This window comes from Micromonospora thermarum (assembly GCF_012034245.1).
In the GTDB taxonomy this organism is placed as follows: Bacteria; Actinomycetota; Actinomycetes; order Mycobacteriales; family Micromonosporaceae; genus Micromonospora; species Micromonospora thermarum.
The window spans coordinates 101,030-116,616 of the sequence record NZ_JAATEO010000017.1 but is presented as its reverse complement, the minus strand read 5'-3'; the positions used below and the strand labels follow the sequence as shown (position 1 = coordinate 116,616).

General features: G+C 75.8%; 13 protein-coding genes. 4 read left to right on the top strand and 9 right to left on the bottom strand.

Annotation, left to right across the window (positions count from 1 at the left end):
• The 3 genes from HCJ94_RS17055 to HCJ94_RS17045 form a co-directional block, all read right to left on the bottom strand.
• A complete protein-coding gene (locus HCJ94_RS17055) occupies positions 1-972 on the bottom strand; it encodes a DUF1702 family protein (RefSeq protein ID WP_309227323.1) in 972 nt (323 codons plus the stop codon).
• A 189-nt stretch (positions 973-1,161) separates the two neighbouring features.
• The gene (locus HCJ94_RS17050) at positions 1,162-2,139 is read right to left on the bottom strand and encodes a DUF1702 family protein (protein WP_168002009.1); all 978 of its coding nucleotides are present in this window, start codon (positions 2,137-2,139) and stop codon (positions 1,162-1,164) included.
• Positions 2,140-2,200: 61 nt separating this feature from the next.
• Positions 2,201-3,277, bottom strand: a complete 1,077-nt coding sequence (locus HCJ94_RS17045; protein WP_168002008.1) for a carboxymuconolactone decarboxylase family protein — start codon at positions 3,275-3,277, stop codon at positions 2,201-2,203.
• A gap of 252 nt (positions 3,278-3,529) precedes the next feature.
• Between HCJ94_RS17045 and HCJ94_RS17040 the strand changes: the two genes are divergently transcribed.
• A complete protein-coding gene (locus HCJ94_RS17040) occupies positions 3,530-4,594 on the top strand; it encodes an NAD-dependent epimerase/dehydratase family protein (protein WP_168002007.1) in 1,065 nt (354 codons plus the stop codon).
• Here the strand turns inward: HCJ94_RS17040 and HCJ94_RS17035 are convergent.
• The 3 genes from HCJ94_RS17035 to HCJ94_RS17025 all read right to left on the bottom strand — a co-directional run bounded on the left by HCJ94_RS17035 (position 4,518) and on the right by HCJ94_RS17025 (position 7,890).
• On the bottom strand, positions 4,518-5,600 hold the full coding sequence (locus HCJ94_RS17035) for a carboxymuconolactone decarboxylase family protein (protein WP_168002006.1): 1,083 nt from the start codon (positions 5,598-5,600) through the stop codon (positions 4,518-4,520). The two genes, HCJ94_RS17040 and HCJ94_RS17035, sit on opposite strands and share 77 nt — an antisense overlap.
• 107 nt (positions 5,601-5,707) lie before the next feature.
• On the bottom strand, positions 5,708-7,363 hold the full coding sequence (locus tag HCJ94_RS17030; RefSeq protein ID WP_168002005.1) for an FAD-dependent oxidoreductase: 1,656 nt from the start codon (positions 7,361-7,363) through the stop codon (positions 5,708-5,710).
• Positions 7,360-7,890: a DUF5987 family protein gene (locus HCJ94_RS17025; protein ID WP_205801445.1), complete on the bottom strand. Its 531-nt coding sequence runs from the start codon at positions 7,888-7,890 to the stop codon at positions 7,360-7,362. The genes HCJ94_RS17030 and HCJ94_RS17025 overlap by 4 nt, the downstream gene beginning before the upstream one ends.
• Positions 7,891-8,288: 398 nt before the next feature.
• On the opposite strand from HCJ94_RS17025, the gene HCJ94_RS17020 reads away from it, so the two are divergent.
• Genes HCJ94_RS17020 through HCJ94_RS17010 form a run of 3 tightly spaced genes read left to right on the top strand, consistent with a single transcriptional unit; the run spans position 8,289 to position 10,349 of the window.
• Positions 8,289-8,885 (top strand): hypothetical protein, encoded by a 597-nt coding sequence (locus tag HCJ94_RS17020; RefSeq protein ID WP_168002003.1) that lies wholly within the window; start codon positions 8,289-8,291, stop codon positions 8,883-8,885.
• A gap of 1 nt (position 8,886) precedes the next feature.
• Positions 8,887-9,543 carry a copper resistance CopC family protein gene (locus tag HCJ94_RS17015; protein ID WP_168002002.1) on the top strand — a complete coding sequence of 219 codons (657 nt, stop codon included), beginning with the start codon at positions 8,887-8,889 and terminating at the stop codon, positions 9,541-9,543.
• 20 nt (positions 9,544-9,563) lie between these two features.
• Complete coding sequence (locus HCJ94_RS17010; RefSeq protein ID WP_168002033.1) at positions 9,564-10,349, top strand: TIGR03084 family metal-binding protein; 786 nt, start codon at positions 9,564-9,566, stop codon at positions 10,347-10,349.
• A 174-nt stretch (positions 10,350-10,523) separates the two neighbouring features.
• Here HCJ94_RS17010 and HCJ94_RS17005 read toward each other — a convergent pair whose 3' ends face one another.
• The 3 genes from HCJ94_RS17005 to malQ are packed head-to-tail and all read right to left on the bottom strand — an operon-like array spanning position 10,524 to position 15,570.
• Complete coding sequence (locus HCJ94_RS17005; RefSeq protein WP_168002001.1) at positions 10,524-11,762, bottom strand: MFS transporter; 1,239 nt, start codon at positions 11,760-11,762, stop codon at positions 10,524-10,526.
• The gene (gene treY / locus HCJ94_RS17000) at positions 11,759-14,071 is read right to left on the bottom strand and encodes a malto-oligosyltrehalose synthase (protein ID WP_168002000.1); all 2,313 of its coding nucleotides are present in this window, start codon (positions 14,069-14,071) and stop codon (positions 11,759-11,761) included. Before treY ends, HCJ94_RS17005 begins: the two co-directional genes overlap by 4 nt.
• Positions 14,071-15,570 (bottom strand): 4-alpha-glucanotransferase, encoded by a 1,500-nt coding sequence (malQ, locus tag HCJ94_RS16995; RefSeq protein ID WP_168001999.1) that lies wholly within the window; start codon positions 15,568-15,570, stop codon positions 14,071-14,073. The genes treY and malQ overlap by 1 nt, the downstream gene beginning before the upstream one ends.
• Positions 15,571-15,587: the final 17 nt, after the last annotated feature.

Here is a 15,587-nt window from a genome sequence, read left to right as displayed (position 1 = left end):
TCAGTTCCTTCCGATCACGACGAACTCGTTCGCCACCGCCTGCCGCCAGACCTCGTACGCGGGCGGCCCGCCCGGCACCTCGCCGGTCGGCCGGCGCAGGTAGGCCAGGTCGGCGGCCTCGGCCACGCTCATGCCGCACAGCGCCCGCGTGGCCACCTCGTTGTGGGGGACCACGAGCCCCGCCCGGACCCGGGCCGACGCGGCGAAGACACTGCCCTGGGAGACCTGCGTGCGGTGCTCACCGGCGCGCTGCCAGAACGCCCGCAGCTCCTCCTCGTCGGCACCGCCGGCGTACGTGGCCGCCAGGCCGGCGCCGCTGTACAGGTCCGCCCGGCGCTCCGGCGCGAAGCCCTCGATGGTCTCGGTGACCCGCTCGGCGTCGGTGCCGCAGACGAACCACAGCGCCCGGCCGATGCCCTGGTCGATCGCCCGGTCGGCGTAACCCCCGTGGGGCCCCGGCGGCCAGGGGAAGGCCGGCTCCCGGTACTGCCCGTACACGTACCGGTCGGTGGCGAAGTACGCCTGGTGGAAGCCGTAGCCGTCCAGCGCCAGCCAGCGCAGCAGCGGGTCGGGCGCGGTCAGCGTCCGCCACCGGAACCGCGGCAGCCGGGCCATCGCCCAGCCCACCCCGACGTACGCCATGTACACGTGAGGATCGCCGGGGCCGGTGAGGAACCGCGCCACGTGCCGGCTCCGGCCGGGTAACGCGTCGAGCACCGCCAGGGCCATCGCCGCGCCCTCGTACGCGAACCCGCGAAATCGCGTCGGGATCTGGTCGAGCCGCTGCGACAACGGACCGGGCTCGGGCGTCTCGGCGGCGTAGGAATAGCCGGTGAGAAATGTGCGCCCGATCGTTTCGAGCAATTCCCGCGCCGCCGGGTTCTTGGCCTTGAATCCGCGCACGTCGAGGTTCGTGGCGGACATGTCGGGCGTGAGAATGCGACGTCTCAGCGTACGCCAGGCACTGGTCACGGTCTCCCCCAACTGAGGACGCGCTCGTCCTCTGACGACTGTGGATGAAATGCTGCCAGCGATCGGCGCGTCATGTCTTCTTCGACTGTGCGAATTGAAGAAACGATGCTTGTCAATTGCGACGAAAGTGGAAAGTGCCGGTACCCACTAATGCGCGGGCGTCGTCGGGAATGGCGTGGACCGGGCGGCTCAACCGCGCGCCGGCGCCGCGGCGAATCGCGCGCGCACCCGGTTCCGCCAGATCTCGTACGGCGGCACCCGCCCGCCGGCGACGCCGGAGACGGCGACCTCGTCGGCGAACTCCGCGGCCGCCTCCACCGTCATCCCGGTCAACCCCAGCAGGGCCGCGCGGGTGTGCTCCGGGACGCACCCGGACCAGGAGCGGGCCTTCCCGGCGAACACCGCGCCCTGGGCGAGATCCGGTGCGTGCTCGCCGGCGGCACGGTGCAGCGGCCCCGCGTCGCACCCCCCGGCGAAGGTGGCCGCGAGGCCGACACCGCTCCACAGGTCCGGGTGCCGGTCGGCGGCGAACCGGCCGACCGCCGCCGCCACGTCGGGGACCCGTCCACCCTGGATGAACCACAGGGCGCGGCCGATCCCCTGGTCCACCGCCCGGGGGAAGTACCCCGCCGCGCCCTGCCACGGGTACGGCGCGAGCCGCTCCTGCCGGTCGACGACGCGGGCGGTGTCGAAGTAGGCCCGGTCGAAGCCGTACCCGTCGACGGCCAGCCAGCTCATCGTCGGGTGGTACGGGATGCCGGTCAGGTCCGGCAGCACCGTGCGCCAGAGGATCCGCGGGAGCCGGGCCATGGCGAACCCGATGCCGATGTACGCGAGGAACACGTGGGGACGCCCGGGCCCGAGCAGGAGCGCGCGGGTCCGGTCCGACCGGCCCGGCATGACGTCCAGCACGGTGCACGCCATCGTGGCGCCCTCGTACGCGAAACCGCGCAGCTCCTCGTCCACCAGCTCCAGGCGGCGTTCCAGCTCCCACTGGTCGCGGGTGTCGACGCCCCACTCGAAGCCGCAGATCACCGCCCGGGGCACCGCCTCCAGCCGCTCGGTGGTCGCCGACGGTGTGGCCGGGAAGCCCCGCCGCCGGAACGAGACGTCGGCCAGGGCCGGCGCCAGCAGCAGGCGGCGCACGGAACCCACTGCGGTTGCCATGGATCCTCCCCAGGATCGGTGGCGGGCGGCATGCGGGGGCCGCCCGCCGTTGCGGAGCCGGTCAGCGGCGGGCGAGGCGTGTCCGCGGCAGGTGGTGACTGCCCACCCGGCGGGCCGCGACGAAGCTGGCCCACCCGGCGGCCTCCACCAGGCTGCGGTCGTCGGGGTGGTGGGTGCGGAACTCGTCCACCACCTCCTCGTCGACCTGGTAGGAGGCGAGCGCGGTGAGCAGGGCGAGACGGCCGGCGGCCCGGTCGGCGGCGGGCAGGTCGGCGACGAGGTCCTCGCACCACTGCCGGCTGACGCCGGTCTCCTCGCCGCGCCAGTCGTCCAGCCGGCGGAGCAGCAGGTCGCGGACCGCCGGCGTGAGCGCCCGCTCGCCGGCCGCCTCGAAGGCGGCGTAGGAGCGGGCCACGGCGGCGGCCACGGTCGGGTTGCCGGCGGCCCACCGGGCGTCGGCGGGCAGGTCCGCCGGTGGCAGCAGGGGCAGCGAGCGGCCCGGCGGGTACGGCTCGCGCAGCGTCGGCCGGAGCAGCCGGCTGATGCCCTGCTTGAGCCGGCGCCGGGCGGCCGGTCCCAGGCCCGGCGGCAGCAGGAAGTTGGCGAGGAAGACGTTGACCATGCGGGTCAGGTAGTGGAAGGAGACCAGCACGCCGACCAGCTCGGGGCGGTCCGCCTCCTCGAACGGGGCGTCGGCGGCGCCCGGCAGATCGGCGAGGTGCGCCGACCGGGCCCAGCCCGCCACCTGCCGGACCGCGTCGTCGCGCACCTGCTCGACCCGGTCGGCGACGATCGCCTCGGCGTCACCCGCGTCGCTCAGGTCGTACATCCCGGTGCTGTGCATGTCCGCGCAGTACGGGCAGATGTTGGCCACCGAGACGGCGGCGGCCACCGCCTCCTTCGCCAGGCGGCCGGCGCGGCCGGCGGCCAGCAGGGGTTCCCGCATGAGCATCCAGTACGCGGCCAGGACCGGCGGCGCCGGTGAGTGCAGCAGCACCGGAGGACTGACGATGCGCTGCTCCTCGGCGGCCTGCGCGTAGACCGCGCCGACCACCCCCGCTGCTTCCGGCGCCGGCACCGGCCGGACGTACCTGACCTGGCGCTGGACGACCGACGAGACCACCCGTCCGGCAACCATTGCCTGCCTCCCCCTGGAGTGTCGCCGGCGGGCCACGGCACGGTGGCACGACCACACGGCGACGGTGTGTAGCGATGCGCTCACCCAAGGATGCGTGAGTTACCCGCCGGTGTGGATATTCCAGATTGCGCAGCCGCCCGGATCGGCGGCGTCGGGTGTGGAGCGTCACCGGACGCCGCACGTTGCGAGAACATCGGCCACCGTCCGCCCGCCGATAATCGCCGGACGGGCCGCGGACCGGAGGAGGTCGCGATGACGGTGTTGGTGACCGGCGGTACGGGCTTCGTCGGATCGCACTCGGTGGCGGCGCTGCTCGCCGCCGGGCACCGGGTACGCCTGCTGGTCCGGGATCCCGCGCGGGTTCCGGCGGCGTTGCGGCCGCTGGGGATCGATCCGGCGGCGGTCGAGGTGGTCACCGGCGACGTGACCGACCCCGACGCCGTCGCCACCGCCGTCCGCGGCTGCGCCGCGGCGCTGCACGCCGCGTCGGTGTACAGCTTCGACACCCGCGACCATGCCCGGATGCGGACGGTCAACGTCCGCGGCACCGAGCTGGTGCTCGGGGCCGCCGTCGCCGCCGGGCTGGACCCGGTGGTGCACGTCTCCAGCTTCGGGGCCCTGGTGCCGGCCCACCGGACGCCGATCACCCCGGACGCCGAGGTGGGCGCACCCCGGGAGACGTACCTGGACAGCAAGGCGCGTGCCGACCGGGTGGCCCGCCGGCACCAGGCCGAGGGCGCGCCGGTCGTCGTGACGTACCCGCTGGCGGCGCTCGGGCCGCACGACCCGCACCTGGGCGACCAGACCGCCCGGCTGCGCAACGCCCTGCGCGGGCTGATGCCGGTGTGGCCGCGGGGCGGCTTCCCGGTCGGCGACGTGCGGGACCTGGCCCGGCTGCACGCGGCGGTGCTGGAGTCGGGGCGGGGTCCGCGCCGGTACCTGGGCCCGGGTCGCTACGTGGACACACGGGAGTACCTGGACGTGCTCCGCCGGGTCACCGGGCGGGCGCTGCCGGCGGTGCGGCTGCCGGCCGCCGCGATGCTGCCGGTGGGCGCGCTGACCGGGCTGGTGCAGCGCGTCACGCCGGTCCACCTGCCCGCCGAGTACGGCGCCATCTACACGTGCGCGGTGGCCGGACCGGTGGACACCACCGCCACCGACCGGCTGCTGGACGGCGCGGCCGTACCGTTCGAGCGGACCGTCGCCGACACGGTGGCCTGGCTGGTCGCGACCGGCCGGATCAGCCCGCGCCAGGCCGGTCGGCTGGCCGCCGCCGCGCCCCGGCCATCCGGGCACCCAGCCGCCGGGCCGCGGTGAGGCTGGCCCAGGCCGTCACGGCGATCAGGTCCGCGTCACCCGGTGCCCGGCGCCGGTGGTCGTCCACCACGGCGTCGTCGACCTGGTAGGAGGCCATCGCCGTGAGCAGCGCCAGCCGGGCCGTGGGCCGGTATGCCGGCGGCAGCCCGACCACGGCGTCGGCGGCCCAGGCCCGGCTGATGCCCGGAGGGCTGCCGTCCCAGTCGGCGATCCGCTCCCCCACCAGGTCGCGCACGGCGGCCGGGACGGCGGCCTCGGCCAGCTCGTCCACCGCCGCGGACGCCCGCGCGAACGCCGCCGCGACGGTCGGGCGCCCGGCCGCCCAGTCGAGGTCCGGTGGGAGCGGCGCGGGCGGGAGCAGGTCCAGCGCGGCGCCGGGAAGGGGCTCGCGGCGGGCGGCCGGGCCCATCATCGCGCCCAGGAGGCGGCGGGCCCCGCCGCGCAGCCGGCCGGGCACGGCCGCCGGCAACGGAGAGCCGTCCAGGAAGACGTTCACCATCCGGTTCAGGTAGTGGAACGTCACCGCCACGCCGACCAGCTCGGGGGCCTGCTCGGCGGGGAACGGCGGCGGGTGTCCGGTGGCCGGCCCCCGGGCCCAGCGCGCCAGGTCGCGGACGGCGGGATCGGCGACCGCGTCGACGCGGTCGGCGGCGACGGCGGCGGCGTCCGGCCCGCGGACCAGGCCGTGCAGCGTGGAGGTGTGCACGTCGACGCAGTACGGGCAGGCGTTGCCGAGGGAGACCGCCGCGGCGACCGCCTCCCGGGCGGCGCGCGCGTAGTGGCCGCGGGCCAGCAACGTCTCGCGCAGGATCACCCAGGCGGCGGCCAGCGCACGCGGCTGCGGCGCGTGCAGCGCCACCGGCGGCGCCAGCACGCCGAACTCGCGCTCCAGCGGGTCGTACACCCGGCGCACGGCGGGCGGCGCCGACGCCGGGGCCACCGGGCGGACGTACCGCACCCGCCCCAGCGAGCGGCGGACGGCGGCCCGGGCGAACCTGTTGACCACGGTGGCCTCCTCGTTGTGGTCGCCCGCCGGTGGCGGCCCGGCGGGGCACGGTGCCGGGGCGCGGGGCCGGCGGGGTCGGGGACAGCGACCCCGCCGACCCCGCCGGCCTACCGGCCGGCCCGGCCGGCGACCAGGGGCAGCACCGCGTCCCGCGCGGCGGTGGCGCCGTCCGGGGCGGGCGCGCCGTACCGCACCGCGACACCGCGCTGCCGGGCCGCCTCGACGATGGCGGGAACCGCCCGCTCGGCCAGCGCGGCGATGGTCATGGCCGGGTTCACCGTCAGCGCACCGGGCACCGCCGAGCCGTCGGTGACGAAGATGCCGGGGTGGCCACGCAGCTCGTGCCGGTCGTCGAGGGCCGAGGTGGCCGGGTCGTCGCCGATGCGGCACGACGCCAGCGGGTGCACGGTGTACGCGCCGACCACGTCGTTGGTCCACGGCATGACGCGGGCCAGGCCGTCGCGCTCGAGGATGTCCCGCACCTCCGCGTCGGACGCGGCCCACCCGCGCAGCGTGTTCTCGGTGGGCCGGTAGCGCAGCGCCCCCCGGCCCAGCATCTGCTGGGAGACCCGGACGGCGTTGCCGGTGGGCGGCGGCGGGCCGAAGACACCCTCGTTGTCGTCCTCGCTCATCGTGAAGATGGTCAACCAGGACTTCCAGTGGCGGAGCAGTTCCTTCTTCTCCGCGCCGAACCAGGTCGGCCCGGTCGCGTCGGGCACCTGGGCGAGGATCGTGCCGAAGCCGGGCGGGAAGTAGAGCTGCTCCAGCGAGTAGCGGAGGTACTCCGGAAGCGACCCGTCGAGCCGGTCCCACGTGGCCACGCAGGGCCCCTTGCCGATCTGGTACGCCTCGTACGGCACCCCGTCGGAGCGGCTGAGCCCCAGCACCTCGCGCACCCGGTCCTCGTCGATGACCGCCGTGTTCAGCCGCTCCCCGTTGCCGGAGAAGTAGCGGCCGACGGCGGCCGGCATCGGCCCGAGCGTGTCGGCGGAGCGTTGCAGGATCACCGGGGTGGCCCCGGCACCGGCGGCGAGCACCACGACCTTCGCGTCGATCGCGCCGCCGCCCACCTCGACGCGGTAGTCGACGTCGTCGACCACCGTGTAGTGCAGGCGGTAGCCGCCGTCGTCGCTCCGCTCCAGCCGCTGGGCCTCGTGGAGGGGCCGGATCCGGGCGCCGTGCGCGATCGCGGCCGGCAGGTAGTTGAGCAGCAGCGAGCGCTTGGCGTCGAAGCGGCAGCCGGACATCATCCAGTTGCAGTTGACACACCGCTCGTTGTCGATCGCCACCGGCACCGGGTTCGCGGTACGCCCGGCGTGGTGGCAGGCCGCCGCCCACAGGCCGCCCGCGTACGGCACGTCGGACCAGTCCTGCCGGGTGACCGGCAGCGCCTCGGCGACCCGGTCGTACCAGGGTTCGAGCGTGTCGCGGCTGATGGCGGCGGGCCACATTCGCCGGCCGATGCTGCCGTGCCGCTCGAAGACGAAGCGCGGTGCGCGCGGCATCGCGGCGAAGTAGACGACGCTGCCGCCGCCGACGCAGTTGCCGGCCAGCACGCTCATGCCGTCGCCGATGGTGAAGTCGAAGGCCCGGGTCGAGGACGAGCCGAACTTGAAGTCCTGGTCGAAGTCCTGCCCGGTCAGCCACGGCCCGCGCTCCAGCACCACCACGCGGGCGCCGCCAGCGGCCAGGTGGTACGCGGTGATCGCGCCGCCGAACCCGCTGCCGACCACCACGACGTCGGTGCTCTCGATGGCCGTCATGCCGGGCTCCCTGAAGGTGTCGTGTCGGGGTGGGGGCGGGCGAGCTGCCGACCGTAGGAGAACTCCGGGAAGCGCCACAGGCCGTCCGCCTCCGGCGGCTTGAACCCCATCGTGGTCATCCCGGGATGCCCGTCGGCGAGCGCGTCGACGGTGTGCAGGTGCGCCGCGGCGTCGAAGGCGATCGTGCTGAACATCGCCACGCTGACCCAGATGTCCCGCTCGGGATGGGTGGGAGCGGTCAGCCGCGCGACCAGCTCGGTGCGGTCGGCGAAGGAGAGGGCGACGAACGGCGGCACGGCGGGGTCGAGGCTCAGGCCGCGCTCGGCCGCGTACCCGCCGGCGTGCCCGTTGAGCGCCTCGGCGAGGTTGTCCAGCGCGGGAGCCATGCCGCCCTCGTCGGTGCGGAGCACGGCGACGGCCCCGGAGGCGACCGCGCCGCCACCGACGGCCACGCCGGCCACGGTGACGTCACCGGGGAAGCGCTTCTCCCCCGGCAGAATGGTGTCGGCAAATGCTTCGAACGTCATTGTCGTCACGTCGTCCTGGGCGCTGTCGTGCACGGGTCATCCCTCCTTTCACATGCGTCGGGGATCAGACGACGGGAGAACCGGGCCGACTGGCCGGACAGCGTCGGGGCGGAACGTGACTCCGGCCGGGACCAGCACGGCCGATCTCGCGCCCACGGGTGCCGTTCTCCGCCGCTACAGCTTGCGCCCGCCGCCCCTGGGACGCATCTTCGGACGTGCGCAGCGCGGTCGCCCCAGGTCCACCGAAAGGCTCCCGCCCCCATGTGGCGAGGCGGCGGAAATTGCGATGGGAATTGCGCGCGCGATGGTCGCGGAGAACTGCGCAAATTCGAAGAAGAACCGGATCGGAGGCGTCGATAGCCTGGCCGGGAAAGCACTACCCAGGAGGGACATTCCGCATGGTCACCGTCAGCAGCACCCCACGTCGGGACGGTCTCGTCCGCCGGCTCAACGGGCGGCACCACCGGGCGGCGCTCACCGCGTACCTCGCCGTCGTGATCGGACACTGGGCGGAGCACCTGGTGCAGGCGTACCAGATCTGGGTGCTGGGCATGCCCCGGCCGCAGTCCCGCGGCGTGCTCGGGCAGTGGTTCCCGTGGCTGGTGAGCTCGGAGTGGCTGCACTACGGCTACGCGCTGGTCATGCTGGTCGGCCTGTTCCTGCTGCGGCCCGGCTTCACCGGCCGCTCGCGCACCTGGTGGACGGTGGCGTTGGCGCTCCAGTTCTGGCACCACGTCGAGCACCTGCTGCTGTTCGCGCAGGCGCAGACCGGGACGTACCTGTTCGGCCAGGCGGTGCCCACCAGCGTCGTGCAGCTGCTCGTCGGCCGGGTCGAGCTGCACCTGTTCTACAACAGCGTGGTCTTCATCCCGATGGTGATCGCGATGTACCGGCACCTGCGCCCGTCCGACCCGGAGCTGCACGCCGCGTCGTGCAGCTGCCTGGCGGCGCAGAAGCGCACCCTCGGCGTGCCGGCGGCGCCGGCCCCGGCCTGAGATGGGCCGGGTCGCGCGCGTCCTGGCGGTCGTCGCCGTCGCCGCGCTCGCCGTACCGGCGGCACCGGGTGCCGCCCGCGCCGACAGCGGGCTCACCGGCAGCGACCCGGCCGCCGGGGCGGCCCTGGCGGCGGCACCGGCGGCGGTCGAGCTGACCTTCGCCGGCGAGCCGGACCCCGCCGATTCGCACGTCACGGTGCTGGACGCGGGCGCGGCGGCGGTGAGCACCGGGGAGCCGCGGCGGGTGGACCGGCGGACGCTGCGCCAGCCGGTCGCCGCCGGGCTGACCGGAGACCTGACCGTCGCCTGGCATGTCGCCTTCCGCGACGGTGGCCAGAGCCGCGGCACGCTGCGGTTCAGCGTCGGGACCGGTCGCCCGCCCCCACCGGCCGGGCCGGCGCTCGACCGGGCCACCGCCGAGCTCCTGGACACCCACACGCACCGCATCGACCCGCTCAGCGCGGTGCTGCTCCTCGTCAACGCGGTGGTGGTGCTGGGCGCCGTCACCCTCCTGGCGGTCCGCGATCCGCGCCGCCCGCGGGCCTGGCGCCTGCCGGCCGAGTTCGGCGGGCCACCGACCAGCCGCCCAGGGGCGGAGCCGGGCGACCCCGGCCCCGCCCAGCTCGACAGCCGGACAACCGGAAGGGGTACGACGTGACCGATCAGCAGCAGGACGTGATGGCCGCCCTGGTGGCCGAGGGCAGGGAGGTCGACGAGCTGGTGGCCGGGTTGGCCCCTGAGCAGTGGGCGCTGCCGACCCCGGCTCCGGGGTGGACGATCGCGCACCAGATCGCCCACCTGGCGGCCACGTTCCGCCTCGCCGGGATGGCGGCGGCCCAGCCGGACGCCTTCACCGCGGTGGTGTCCCGGCTCAGCGGCGACTTCAACGGCAACGTGGAGGCCGCCCTGTCGGAGTACCTCAGCGACCCGCCGGAGGTGCTGCTGGAGCGGTGGCGGGCCGAGCGGACCACCGCCGAGAAGGCCCTCGCGGCCGTGCCGCCCACCCAGGTGGTGCCGTGGCTGGTCCGGCCACTCCCGCCGGGCGTCCTCGCCGCCGCCGGCATGATGGAGCTGTTCGGGCACGGGCAGGACATCGCCGACGCGCTGAAGGTCCGCCGGACGCCGACCGACCGGGTCGGTCACCTGGTCGGCTTCGCCGTCCGCACCTGGGACTTCGGCTACCTGGCCCGGGGGCTCACGCCGCCGGAGACGGAGCTGCGCTTCGAGCTGACCGCCCCGTCCGGTCGGGTGTGGACCTTCGGCCCGGAGGACGCGACGGAGAAGGTGACCGGCCCGGCGTGGGACTTCTGCCTGCTCGTCTGCCGGCGCCGCCACCGGGACGACCTGGCGCTGCGGGCGACCGGCGCGGTCGCCGACCACTGGCTGGACATCGCCCAGGCCTACCGGGGCCCGGCCGGCCCGGGCCGGGAGCCGGGCCAGTTCGCCGAGCTGGACCGGCACTGACCGGGCTCGCCGGCCCCGGAGGGTGGGGCGGCCCGGCCACGGGCGGGCCGCCCCGCCGGCCCAACCACGGACGGGCTCACCCCCCACGCGCCGCCCGCCCACCCGAGGGCGGCCCGGGCCGGCCGGCGGTGGAACGGGGGCGGGTCCGCGCCGTGGGCCGGCGGGCGCGGGGGATCAGCGGCGGACGGCGGAGGGCCGCTCGACCGGCCCGGCCGACGGCTCCGGCGACCGGCGCAGCGCGCGCAGCAGCAGCGGCACGGGCAGCACCGCCACCACCCCGGTGGCGATCGCCAGCACCGCGAAGCCGCCGGCCGCCAGCACCGCACCCGCCGCCACGCTGGCCACCGCCGAGGCGCTCCAGACCACCGCGTCGACGCCACCCTGCACGCGGGTGCGGTACGCGGGATCGAGCGCCCCGGTGAGCTGGCTGCTCCCGCCGACGAACGTGAAGTTCCAGCCGAGCCCGAGCAGGAACAGCGCGACGGTCAACCGGGCCAGCCCGGGGGCCGGGCCGAGGGACGCGAGCAGCACCGACACGACGAGCACGGCGACGCCGGTCAGCGAGGCCACCAGCCCGCCGAACCGATCGGCCAGGTGCCCGCTCAGCGGGGCGAGCCCGAACATGCCGGCGAGGTGGAAGGTGAGCACCAGCCCGACGGCGCCCAGACCGTGGTGGTGGTCGTGCATGTACAGCGGGGTCATCGTCATGAGCGTCACCATGGCGACCTGGCCGGCCACCATCGCGCTCAGCGCGGTCACCACGGCGGGCTGCCGCCACACGGTGCCGGGTACCCGGCCGGCCGGCCGGCTCCGGGCCGCGACCCGCAGCCGGGGCAGGGCCGCCGAGGCGGCCAGCGCGCCGGCCGCGGCCACCGCGGCGACCAGGAACGGCCCGGTCAGCGCGGGCAGGCCGGCGGCGGCCGCGCCCTCGCTGCTCGGCTGCATCAGGTTCGGGCCGACGACGGCGCCGACCGTGCCGATCCAGACCACCAGCCCGACCACGAACCCCCGGCGGTGCGGCGGGTACAGCTCCGCCGCGCAGTAGCGGGACAGCTGCGCGCCCCCGTTGCCCACACCCAGCAGCACCATGCCGAGGAGGAACGGGACCATCGCGCCGGCGACCACGGCGTACCCGGCGACGGCGGCGCCGAGCAGCGCCACCGCGTACCCGGCGGTGAGGGCGAGGCGGGTGCCGCGCCGGCTCATCAACGCGGCCAGCCCCAGCGTGCCGGCGGCGGTGCCGACCACGCCGGCGGCGTTGGGTACGCCGCTCCAGGCGGCGCTGAGGCGGTCCGCGCCGATCAGCGTGGCGACCGTGCTCGCCCCCACCATGGAGGTGTTGGTGATGGCGACGCCGCCGATCAGCGCCGCCGTCGACCGCCCGCGTGCGGTGATGTCCGTCGATCCGTTCATAACTCCGTACTCTGCACCAGGAGGGCGACCGGCAGCCGCCCCAGGACGTCCGACACGCGCGGATGCGGCGTGTCGTGGCGCTGCCCGGTGAGCACGTCGCTCCATCCGGCGCCGGGCAGCGTGAGGAGGGTGTCGCGCCAGCCGCCGGCCGCCGCGAGGCCCACCGGGAGCCGGGTGGCGACCGCCACCAGGCCGGGCGCGCGGTGGAAGCCGACCACGTGTGCCCGGGCCGGCCCCTCGGCGCTCAGCGGCCGGTAGCCGTGGAACAGCTCGGGCCGGGCGCGGCGCAGCCGCAGCGTCCGGGCGGTGAGCAGCAGCTTGGCCGCGCCCGTCTCGTCCACCGGCGGCGACCAGCCCGCGTCGACCCGGTCGAGCAGCCGCCGCCGCAGCGCGAAGTCGACCGGCCGGCGGTTGTCCGGGTCGACCAGGGAGTGGTCCCACAGTTCGGTGCCCTGGTAGACGTCCGGCACACCGGGGCCGGCGAGTTGGAGCAGCTTCTGGCCCAGGGCGTTCGACCAGCCGGGCGGGGCGATCCGGCCCACGAAGGCGGCCACCTCGGCCAGCAGCTCCCGGTGGGCGGTCACGCGCCGGGGCCAGTCCCGGACCACCCCCTCGTACGCCGGGTCCGGACGCAGCCAGTCGGTGCGCGTCCGCATCTCCCGGACGGCCTTGAGCAGGTGGTCGGCGAGCCGGTCCACGCCGATCGGCCACGCCCCGACCAGGGTCTGCCAGGCCAGCGGCTCGACCGCCGGGTCGCCGACCGGGCAGCGGGCGGACCAGCGCCGGACCCGTTCGGTCCACTCGCCGGGCAGCTCGCTGAGGACGGCCAGCCGGGCCCGCACGTCCTCCGCGCGCTTGGTGTCGTGGGTGGACAGTGTCGTCATCGTCCGGGGTCGGGCCGACTCCCGGAGCGCGTTGGCGGCGTGGAACTCGGCGGGCGGCACACCGAACCGGTCCGGGTCGCCGCCGACCTCGCCCAGCGCCACGAGCACCTGGTGCCGGTAGAAGGCGGTGTCCTCGACGCCCTTGGCGCTCACCGCGCCGGTGCTCTGCTGGAAGCGGACCGCCAGCGTGCCCGCCGGACGGGCCACCATCTCGTCGCGGAGTCGCCGGGCCGGCCCGGCGAGCCCGGGATGCTCCCGGGCGACCGTGGCGACCGCCTCGTCCAGCGTCCAGCGGTGCGCGGGCAGGTACGCGCGGTACGCCGGCATCGCGACCAGCAGCTCGCGGACCACGTCGGTCACCGCCTCGGCGGGCTGCTCCGGCAGCACCGGCCGGGCCGCCGCCACGATCCGGTGGGTCTCCGCCACGAGGAGGGTGTCGACGACGTGGCGGCGGGCCGCCCGCGCGACCGCCGGGAACCGGGTCCGGCCGGCGGGCCCCGCGGCGGCGGCCAGGCCGTCGCGCCCGCCCGGGTCGACGAACACCCCGCAGATCTCCCGCAGCGCCTCGTATCCGGTCGTGCCGTCGACCGGCCAGGTGGCCGGCAGGTCCTCGCCGACCGCGACCACCTTCTCCACCACGATCCAGGTGTGCGGGGCGGCCGCCCGCAGCCGGCGCAGGTACGCGGTCGGGTCGGCCAGCCCGTCCGGGTGGTCGATCCGCAGCCCGGTGACCTCGCCGTCGGCGATCCAGCGCAGCGGCAGCGCGTGCACCGCGTCGAACACCTCGTCCCGCTCGGTACGCAGGCAGGCCAGCGTGTCGATGTTGAAGAACCGGCGGTACGTCAGCTCCGCGACACCCCGGCGCCAGCCGACGAGGCGGTAGTGCTGCCGGGCGTGCACCTCGGCGACCGGGCCGGCTCCGGTGCCGGGGGCGAGCGGGAACCGGTGCTCGTGGTAGGCCAGGGTGTCGTCGACGACCTTCAGGTCCCGCGCGGCGGCCGCTCCCCCGTCGCCGTCGTCGGCGAGGACGGGCAGCAGCAGCGGCCCGGCGGACCAGTCGACGTCGAAGAACCCGGCGTACGGGGAGCCGGCCCCGTGCCGCAGCACGTCCCACCACCACGGGTTCGCGGACGCGTCGGCGACGCCCATGTGGTTGCACACCACGTCCACGACGAGGCCGAGCCCGGCCCGGCGGAGCCGGTCGACGAGCACGCGCCGGCCGGCCTCACCACCGCGGTCGGGGTCCACGCGCGACGGGTCGGTGAGGTCGTAGCCGTGGTCCGAGCCCGGCGTGGCGGCCAGCAGCGGTGACGTGTAGAGGGCGCCGACGCCGAGCCGGTCCAGGTAGTCGACCAGGTCGGCGGCGTCGGTCAGGGTGAACCGGGGCGAGACCTGGAGGCGGTAGGTGCTGGTCGGCGCGGCCATCAGCCGGTGAACCCGCTCGGCCGCCGGCCGGCCGCCCGCCGGTCCCGCCCGTACGTCTCGGTGAGCCGGCGCAGCCGGAACTCCAGTCCGGGGCTGAGCGCCCGGGGCGGCAGCCGCCACGTCCAGTTGCCGTCGGAGCGGCCGGGGACGTTGAGGCGGGCCTCCGAGCCGAGTTCGAGCAGGTCCTGCACCGGCAGCACCGCCAGGTACGCCACCGAGCCGAACACCGCGCGCGCCATCGACCAGCAGATGCCGTCGGGGATGCCGCCGAGGTAGCGCTCCACGCGGGACCGCTCGTCGGCGCTGCGCTCGGCCCACCAGCCCAGCGTGGTGTCGTTGTCGTGGGTGCCCGGGTAGGCGACGCAGTCGACCGGGTGGTGGTGCGGCAGGTGCTGGTTCTCGTCGCCGCCGAACGCGAACTGGACCAGCCGCATGCCGGGGATGCCGGCGTCGACGCGCAGTTGCTGCACCTCGGCCGAGGCGGGCCCGAGGTCCTCGGCCAGCAGGGTCACGTCGCCGAGGTCCTTGCGGAGCCGCTGGAACAGCGCGAGGCCGGGTCCGTCCCGCCAGGAACCGTCGCCGGCGCGGCCGGGCACCGGGACGGCCCAGTAGCGCAGGAAGCCACGGAAGTGGTCGAGCCGCACCATGTCGTACCACTCGGTCATCCGCCGGACCCGCGCCACCCACCAGGCGAAGTCCTCGGCGGCCATCCGGTCCCACCGGTAGAGCGCGTTGCCCCAGACCTGCCCCTCGTGGCTGAACTCGTCGGGCGGGAAGCCGGCCACGGCGGCGGGCCGGCCGTCGGCGTCGAGGTCGAACAGGTCCGGACGGGACCAGGTCTCGACGCTGTCGACGCCCGGGAACATCGCGATGTCGCCGATCAGCTCGACGCCCAGCGCCGCGGCCCGGGCGCGGACGGCCCCGAAGTGCCGCGCGAACAGGTACTGCTCGAACCGGTACCGGTCGAGGTCGCCGGCGGCGCTCTCGTCGAGCCGGGCCAGGGCGGCCGGGTCCCGGCGCGCCAAGGGCGCCGGCCACTCCGTCCACGGGCCGCCGTGGCGGTCCCGCAGCACCATGAACCGGGCGTAGTCGTCGAGCCAGCCGGCCTGGTCCCGGCAGAACGCCCGGTAGTCGGCGTCGGGGGTGAAGGCCGCGTGCGCCCGGGCCAGGAGCCGCCGCTTCACCGCGAGGGCGGCCGGGTAGTCGACCCGCTCCCCCGGCAGCTCCGGCTCGGCGGCCAGGTCCGCGGCGTCGAGCAGGCCGTCGTCGCGCAGCCGGTCCACGCTGACGTAGAGCGGGCTGCCGGCCAGCGTCGCCGGCGACTGGTACGGGCAGCCCTCCGCGCCCACCGGGTTCAGCGGGAGCATCTGCCAGACCGACTGCTCCGCCGCGGCCAGGAACTCCAGCCACTCCTCGGCGGCGGGCCCCAGCTCGCCGACGCCGTACCGCCCGGGCAGGGAGCTGGGGTGCAGAAGGATCCCGCTGCGTCGGGTCACCATCGCGCGTGTCGTCCTCT

Coding starts and splice junctions, on each gene's coding strand:
- HCJ94_RS17050 (WP_168002009.1), bottom strand. CDS start 2,139: ATGGCAACCGCAGTGGGTTCCGTGCGCCGCCTGCTGCTGGCGCCGGCC.
- HCJ94_RS17045 (WP_168002008.1), bottom strand. CDS start 3,277: ATGGTTGCCGGACGGGTGGTCTCGTCGGTCGTCCAGCGCCAGGTCAGG.
- HCJ94_RS17040 (WP_168002007.1), top strand. CDS start 3,530: ATGACGGTGTTGGTGACCGGCGGTACGGGCTTCGTCGGATCGCACTCG.
- HCJ94_RS17030 (WP_168002005.1), bottom strand. CDS start 7,363: ATGACGGCCATCGAGAGCACCGACGTCGTGGTGGTCGGCAGCGGGTTC.
- HCJ94_RS17025 (WP_205801445.1), bottom strand. CDS start 7,890: ATGACGTTCGAAGCATTTGCCGACACCATTCTGCCGGGGGAGAAGCGC.
- HCJ94_RS17020 (WP_168002003.1), top strand. CDS start 8,289: ATGGTCACCGTCAGCAGCACCCCACGTCGGGACGGTCTCGTCCGCCGG.
- HCJ94_RS17015 (WP_168002002.1), top strand. CDS start 8,887: ATGGGCCGGGTCGCGCGCGTCCTGGCGGTCGTCGCCGTCGCCGCGCTC.
- HCJ94_RS17010 (WP_168002033.1), top strand. CDS start 9,564: ATGGCCGCCCTGGTGGCCGAGGGCAGGGAGGTCGACGAGCTGGTGGCC.
- HCJ94_RS17005 (WP_168002001.1), bottom strand. CDS start 11,762: ATGAACGGATCGACGGACATCACCGCACGCGGGCGGTCGACGGCGGCG.
- treY (WP_168002000.1), bottom strand. CDS start 14,071: ATGGCCGCGCCGACCAGCACCTACCGCCTCCAGGTCTCGCCCCGGTTC.
- malQ (WP_168001999.1), bottom strand. CDS start 15,570: ATGGTGACCCGACGCAGCGGGATCCTTCTGCACCCCAGCTCCCTGCCC.